Consider the following 6,933-nt stretch of genomic DNA (forward strand, 5'->3'; position numbering starts at 1 on the left):
CCCAAATCTTGGTTGAAAGACCAAAACGCTTGGAGAGTGAACCATAAAAAGGATAACTAGATAGCAAGTGATATTCTAGTAGGTTCGGTTCAGACATAATCGTGTAAGACCTAAGTAAGGGAAACCAGAAAGGGCTGTGATGAGCTTCGAGAATCCTCACGCCTTTAGGCCCAGGAGTGTCAAAGAAAGATGTCACCGATCTAAAAGTAGATATGGCCGAGGTGAAAACCGAACTCAAGAGTATTGATAGGCGATTGGAAAAAGTAGAGGGAACACAGGACGCTTTGATTAAGGATGTCTCTGACCTCAAGGGAGCAAAATCGTTGATTATTCCCGTGGTGGTGGCAGTATTAACCAGTATTCTGACTCTGCTGGTGCGATCGATCCCGAATCCTTAAAGGATTTTTCTGGGAACGGCGATCGATTTTTGCCGGTGTATTTTCGTTTTCCCTTCAATCCCCCGGAGGGAGAAGAATCGGCTCGAAAACCGTCACATCCTCTTGATTTAACCTTTGAGCTAGATCAGCTTCTTCCAATCTTTCTAGAAAGGGCAAAATATCACTAAATGCCCGAAAACCTAAACTTTCAAGCTCATCGATGGTGATCGAATCGTCGGAGATATTACCTTTGCGTTGCAAAAGCAGACGAATTCTTTCCTCTTTGGCGTTTAAGGCCGCTTGTTGTCGGAAATCCTTTTCGGCTGCTCTTAATCCTTGTTCGAGAACTTCCATTGTGATTGTTTTAACCTGAAGATCGGCCGCAGTGGAAAGTACAATATTTCCCAAGCGGTTGAACAAACGGGGTCTGCCGAGAGAAACCTTGCAAAAACGTCTTGCCGCGTCTGGTAAAAAGGGAAGTACACACCTGTCATCTTTCGGATCGGTACAATCGTTTTTAATTCTGGCACTGTTGAGATAGTTAATTAACATCTGGTATGTGGTATCCGCATCTAGTTCTTCTAGCGGCAATTGCAAGTCAAATAAACCGCGTTCGCTGGTTAATAAATCTCCCGTCATCCCGATGGGGTGAGCCGTCAGCATAAACCAAGCCCGACCTTTTAACATTCCCTGCGCGTCGTGCATCATTTGTCGTACCACACTAGGATTTTGTTTATCTAGATCATCGATCGCGATCAGAATCCCCTGCGGATATTCTTCTTGCGCCCGCTCTAACAATGTATCGAAGCTCACAGTCGGATATTGAAATTTCGTGAGCGGTAAATCTTTCTCGCCGATTTTACCACCGATTCCTAAACTACCGCTAATTTCAGCACTACGCTCCTTCAATAGTTTTTCGGTTGGAATTCCCATCTGATAAAGCTGACGTTGCGCCCAATCGTCATTTGGCATCGCTCTAGCGAGGGCGATCAGTGCTGTAGTGGCGATATCTAAACCTGCGGGTAGAGATATATAGGTAGTCAACATTTGCGGACGATTGCGGCGTATAACCGACAATACTTCCAGTAAAAAAGCACTTTTGCCGATTCCTAAACGACCGGAAACCAGAATCCGACGACGCTCGCGACTTTGGAACAGATTAAACACCCGTCGCAATTCATTTTGTCGCCCGGTAAAAACACGATCGAGGGTATCGCTGTTTAAATCGATCGGGCTTTCGGTAAAGGGGATTTCCTTCAGTCCTAACCGTTGGATATTGTCAGAGGATTGCTTAAAAAGATCATCGGCACTTGTCATATATATACCTCGCTGGTTTGTCGTTCGATCGCCCGTCGAGAAGCTTGATAAATAATGTCTATCTCCTCCACTCTATCGGGATCGGTCTGTGGTAGTTGTCGGTAGATTGCCTTCGCTCGATCGAGTTCCTTCATTCCTTTCTCTAGATGTCCTTGGGATACGAAGACATTCCCCAATCCGGTGCGACTTTTGGCGATTCCGGGTAAATCCTGTAAATATTCGTACCAACGCAGGGCATCGCGATAGTAGAGACGGGCTTTCTCTCGATCGGACAGAACTTCGTAGGCACGGCCAGTGTGGTAGAGCGCGTTCGCATGGGCTAGGCGATCGTCACTGGTGCTAAGTTGATTGACGCTATTTAACAACAGTTGTAACCCTTGCTGCCATTCGCCATCCCGCACCAGACGACTACCGAGAATGGTTTGGGTAGTGGGCAGCGCCTTCCAGATATCTTTTCGATCGTAATGTTCGGGACTAATCAGATCTAGGGCGGTTTTATAAGCTACTAAAGCTCGTTGGAGATCGTCGGGATTTTTGTCGCGATCGTACCTTTGAGAAAGAGCTATTCCTAATCGGTATTGAGAGTCAATAAAATCTTGACAACCTGCGGGGGAGACTTCTAGAGCTTCTTGAAGTAGAGCGATCGCAGTATCGAGATCGCCGGGGTTATCCCGTTGCATCAAAGCTTCTGCCAAATGCCCTTGATTCCCCGCCCATTGCACGGGAAACGCGGCGCGAGTAAAGATTTGAGCGGCTTGATTGTGGAGATGGATCGCCTGTTCTAAATTGTCCTTCCGCTCCCCTAAAACTCGCTCGCGATAGGCACTGGCCAAATTATGCTGACTTATCGCCCAATCGACGGGGAAATTCTCGCGGGTATAGACTTCTAAAGCTTGCCCGTACAGTTCGATCGCTTTCTCCAGATTTTCCGACCGATCGCCCAGTATTCGAACACTGTAAGCATTGGCGAGGTTATTGAGGGTCATCGCCCAATTTTCAGGGAAATTCTTGCGGGTTCTAACTTCTAATGCTTGCTCGTACAGTTCGATCGCTTTCTCCAGATTTTCCGCCCGATCGCCCAGTATTCGAACACTGTAAGCATTGGCGAGGTTATTGAGGGTCATCGCCCAATTTTCAGGGAAATTCTTGCGGGTTCTAACTTCTAATGCTTGCTCGTACAGTTTGATCGCTTTCTCCAGATTTTCCGCCCGATCGCCCCGAATTCGATTACTGTAAGCGAGGGCAAGGTTATTGAGGGTCATCGCCCAATCTTCGGGGAAATTCTTGCGGGTATAGATTTCTAAAGCTTGCCCGTACAGTTCGATCGCTTTCTCCAGATTATCAGCCCGATCACCCCGAATTCGATCGCTGTAAGCGAGAGCGAGGTTATTGAGGGTTCCCGCCCAATCTACGGGGAAATTCTTGCGGGTATAGATTTCTAAAGCTTGCTCGTACAGTTCGATCGCTTTCTCTAGATTTTCCGCCCGATCGCCCCGAATTCGATTAATGTAAGCACTGGCGAGGTTATTCAGGGTTCCCGCCCAATCTTCGGGGGAATCTTCGCGGGTGTAAATTTTTAGGCTGAGATTATGAGCAGTAATACTTAATTCTAAATTTGTTGCTCGATCGCCTAACGGAAAGTTGTAAATGGTGACAGCAAAATTCTCGAAAAGGCTGGCTATTCTTTCTCGCTCGTCTATTGATTTATCGGCGATTAAGCTTGTGAAGACTAAAGGTAAAGCGTCTAAAAGTAAATCATCTAATTTATTAATATTTGCTTTTAAAAATTGCTGTAGCTTCGTTTCATCTTTGGAATTTTTTCGATAAAAATCCCCAAAAGCAAAGAGAAAATCCTTAAATTTTCTCGTGGGAGTTGGCGACTGACCGAATCCTTTCGCTTTTTTCGACATCGTGGTATAAGTTAACAATCCAGATTTGTTCCGCATGGTGGGCTGTAAATCGGGATACCCGATCAAGCTATCAATATTTTACCGCAAGGAAAAAGCGCTGGGGATAAAATTGTACTTTCCTTAACCCGGAGTGATGTTTTTTCAACAAAAAAAACTCGATCGCTTAATTGCGATCGAGTCGAGAAAAAATAGACTATTTATTAATAGTCGAAGTCACCACCGCCGGCGGGGGCAGCGGATTTTTCTTTTTCCGGTTTATCCACGACAATACACTCGGTAGTTAAAACCATACCGGCGATCGAAGCGGCATTTTGTAGGGCAGAACGAGTCACTTTAGCGGGGTCAACGATACCCGCCTCAAACATATCGGAGAACTCACCGGTAGCGGCATTATAACCAACATTAAAGGGCTTCTCTTTCACCCTTTCGGCAATAACTGCACCGTTTTGGCCGGCATTTTCAGCGATCCGTTTTAAGGGGGCAGAAATCGCACGAGAAACGATTAAAGCACCGGTTAATTCTTCATGCTGGAGGGTTTCTTTGGCCCAAGTTTCCAATTGGGGAGCGAGGTGAGCTAAAGTAGTACCACCACCGGGGACGATACCTTCTTCTACGGCTGCTTTAGTGGCGTTAATCGCGTCTTCTAAGCGCAATTTGCGGTCTTTCATTTCCGTTTCGGTAGCGGCACCAACTTTAATCACTGCCACACCCCCGGCTAATTTAGCCAGACGTTCTTGCAGTTTTTCTTTATCGTAGGAAGAATCGGTGTCGTCGATTTGACGGCGAATTTGCTCACAACGGGTTTTCACTGCCACATCGTTTCCTTCGGCGACGATGGTGGTGGTATCTTTGGTCATGGTGATACGACGGGCCGTACCTAAGCTGTCAATTTTGGTGGTTTCCAGTTTTAAACCCGCATCTTCGCTAATGACTTGACCACCGGTTAAGACGGCGATATCTTCTAACATCGCTTTTCTGCGATCGCCAAATCCGGGGGCTTTCACCGCAGTAACGTTAAGAACACCGCGCAGACGGTTAACCACTAGGGTTGCCAAAGCTTCTTTTTCGATGTCTTCGGCGATAATTACTAGGGGTTTGCCTTGACGGGCCACTTGTTCGAGAATGGGAACCAAATCCTGTACTAAACCGATTTTTTTGTCGGTGATTAGAATAGCGGGATCCTCAAAGACGCATTCCATGCGTTCGGTGTCGGTGACAAAGTAGGGAGAGATATAACCTTTGTCAAAACGCATCCCTTCGGTGATTTCTAGTTCGGTGGTCATCGATTTCCCTTCTTCTAGGGAAATTACGCCTTCTTTGCCGACTTTATCCATGGCCGAGGCGATCATTTGACCGACTTCATCATCGTTACCGGCAGAGATTGCGCCCACTTGTGCGATCGCTTTGGAGTCTTCTACGGGTTTCGAGTGTTTGGCGATTTGACCGACGAGGAAATCGGCAGCTTTATCGATACCTTTTTTCAGAGAAATCGGGTTAGCACCGGCGGCGACGTTGCGTAAACCTTCTTTAACAATAGCGTGAGCGAGAACGGTGGCGGTAGTAGTACCATCACCCGCTACATCGTTGGTTTTTGAGGCTGCTTGGCGAATTAAAGCCACACCGGTGTTCTCGATATGGTCTTCCAGTTCGATTTCTTTAGCGATGGTGATGCCATCATTGACGATTTGGGGTGCGCCAAATTTCTTTTCGAGGACGACGTTACGACCTTTGGGGCCAAGGGTGACGGCTACCGCTTCGGCCAGGAGATCCATGCCTTTTTCTAAGGCGCGACGAGCATCTTCGTTGTAGATAATAGATTTAGCCATAATGTATCGTTATTCGGGCAAAATAGGGGTTTTCAAGGGTAGATGATTAGGAAACGGCGGCGAGAATGTCTTTTTCGGAGAGGAGAACGAATTCTTCGCCACCAAGTTTGATATCGGTTCCGGCATATTTGGAGTAGAGAACTTTGTCACCCACACCCACTTCCACAGGGGTACGGCTACCGTCATCGTTGCGTTTGCCGGGGCCGACGGCCACGACTTCCCCGATTTGGGGTTTTTCTTTAGCGGCATCGGGAAGGAAAATGCCACCGGCGGTTTTTTCTTCGCTGGGACTAACTTTGACGAAAACTCGATCGCCTAGGGGTTTAACAGTAGTTACGTTGATGCTGACTGCAGCCATGGAATATCCTCCGTTTCTCTTGTATTTGGGTAAGTGTCTTTTCCAGATTAGCACTCTTACCTTCCGAGTGCTAATTTACCGAAATACAAGGCCCCCTGACAACTGCTCGATCGGTACGGGTTTCCGAACTATGGTGTTAAGCTATAAACCCTATTTAGGGTCTGCTGAAAAAGTTTTTCGTGGGGACAGGGTGTGGGGTGTGGGGTGTGGGGTGTAGGTTTTTACCGATTCTCATCTGGTAAATTACCTAATTTTCAGAGAAAAAGTCCCGGAATTTTCCCCCGATCACTCCCAGAACTGGTACTTTTTGATTGACAAAAAGTCTAAAAGTCTTACCCAACAAGGTTTTTAGATTTATTCAGCCAGCCCTATTTATTGACCCTGTTGCATGAGTGCCTGTCCTGATATGTTACCTATACTCAACGGATTTAGTGTAAGCTGTTGTGCAAAAACAAAAGAGTTGAGTGTTTGCGCTCAACTCTTTTGTTTGATTCTATAAAGTGTTATTGTGACTGCCAAAAACTTGCGCTTTTAGTGCATCAATTTCGGCTAATAACTCGCGGCGATTTTCATCCTTGAGCAGATAGCGCCAGACAAACCAACCACTATAAACGATTCCAACTAATTGTAGGATAGGAGCAAGGAGGGGAATATCATCGATCGCATCTAAAACCGCTAGGGTAACTTTCACGGTGACAAAACTCGCTAAAATTGCCACCAGAACGATTAAAGGTTTTTTGTATCCAGAGAAGAAACTACCGATATAATCGGGGACGTTAGCCAGATAGGACATCACCGAATCCCAAACTGGTTCTACATACTCAGACCAAATCTGTTCGGTGCTGCTGCTGCTGCTGCTGGGTTTGCTCAGAGACCCGGGTAAATCCGTTCTAATCGGATTTTGGGTCTCGGTCGGTTGCATTGATTCCATATTAACTGATCCTCATCATAAAGGTTAGACAGTGCGCGAATACGACCAACGGGGGTCAATTTTAACAGACTGATTGACACTCTCGCCGTCAAGCTACGCTGTGACGGGAGATTCTTGCTTCTACTCCTCTTAACTAGACACAATCCGAAGACTATGCCCCCGTCAGACCGAATCCACAAGCGTTTTAGTTTAACGTCTACCGACTGCCCGGCGG

Annotated in this window: 5 protein-coding genes and 1 pseudogene; 1 reads left to right on the forward strand and 5 read right to left on the reverse strand. The window is 46.6% G+C overall.

Annotated features, from left to right (window positions below; genetic code table 11):
* Positions 1–182: 182 nt before the first annotated feature.
* Positions 183–398, forward strand: a pseudogene (locus tag IM479_RS12695) (shikimate dehydrogenase); the annotation flags it as partial.
* Between the two features lie 54 nt (positions 399–452).
* Here IM479_RS12695 and IM479_RS12700 read toward each other — a convergent pair.
* The 5 genes from IM479_RS12700 to IM479_RS12720 all read right to left on the reverse strand — a co-directional run bounded on the left by IM479_RS12700 (position 453) and on the right by IM479_RS12720 (position 6,719).
* On the reverse strand, positions 453–1,694 hold the full coding sequence (locus tag IM479_RS12700) for an AAA family ATPase (RefSeq protein ID WP_287686765.1): 1,242 nt from the start codon (positions 1,692–1,694) through the stop codon (positions 453–455).
* Positions 1,691–3,604, reverse strand: coding sequence for a tetratricopeptide repeat protein (locus IM479_RS12705; RefSeq protein WP_502856245.1), 1,914 nt, complete (start codon positions 3,602–3,604; stop codon positions 1,691–1,693). The genes IM479_RS12700 and IM479_RS12705 overlap by 4 nt, the downstream gene beginning before the upstream one ends.
* A gap of 200 nt (positions 3,605–3,804) precedes the next feature.
* The gene (gene groL / locus IM479_RS12710; protein ID WP_287686767.1) at positions 3,805–5,430 is read right to left on the reverse strand and encodes a chaperonin GroEL; all 1,626 of its coding nucleotides are present in this window, start codon (positions 5,428–5,430) and stop codon (positions 3,805–3,807) included.
* A 46-nt stretch (positions 5,431–5,476) separates the two neighbouring features.
* Positions 5,477–5,788 carry a co-chaperone GroES gene (gene groES, locus IM479_RS12715; protein WP_002737272.1) on the reverse strand — a complete coding sequence of 104 codons (312 nt, stop codon included), beginning with the start codon at positions 5,786–5,788 and terminating at the stop codon, positions 5,477–5,479.
* A 493-nt stretch (positions 5,789–6,281) separates the two neighbouring features.
* Positions 6,282–6,719, reverse strand: coding sequence for a CAAD domain-containing protein (locus IM479_RS12720; RefSeq protein WP_287686769.1), 438 nt, complete (start codon positions 6,717–6,719; stop codon positions 6,282–6,284).
* Positions 6,720–6,933 lie beyond the last annotated feature (214 nt).

It is taken from the genome of Microcystis sp. M165S2 (genome assembly GCF_020245885.1).
Classification (GTDB): Bacteria; Cyanobacteriota; Cyanobacteriia; order Cyanobacteriales; family Microcystaceae; genus Microcystis.

Excerpts from the sequence above, each read along its gene's own strand:
- groL (WP_287686767.1), bottom strand. The coding sequence starts at position 5,430 with ATGGCTAAATCTATTATCTACAACGAAGATGCTCGTCGCGCCTTAGAA.
- IM479_RS12705 (WP_502856245.1), bottom strand. The coding sequence starts at position 3,604 with ATGTCGAAAAAAGCGAAAGGATTCGGTCAGTCGCCAACTCCCACGAGA.
- IM479_RS12720 (WP_287686769.1), bottom strand. The coding sequence starts at position 6,719 with ATGGAATCAATGCAACCGACCGAGACCCAAAATCCGATTAGAACGGAT.
- groES (WP_002737272.1), bottom strand. The coding sequence starts at position 5,788 with ATGGCTGCAGTCAGCATCAACGTAACTACTGTTAAACCCCTAGGCGAT.
- IM479_RS12700 (WP_287686765.1), bottom strand. The coding sequence starts at position 1,694 with ATGACAAGTGCCGATGATCTTTTTAAGCAATCCTCTGACAATATCCAA.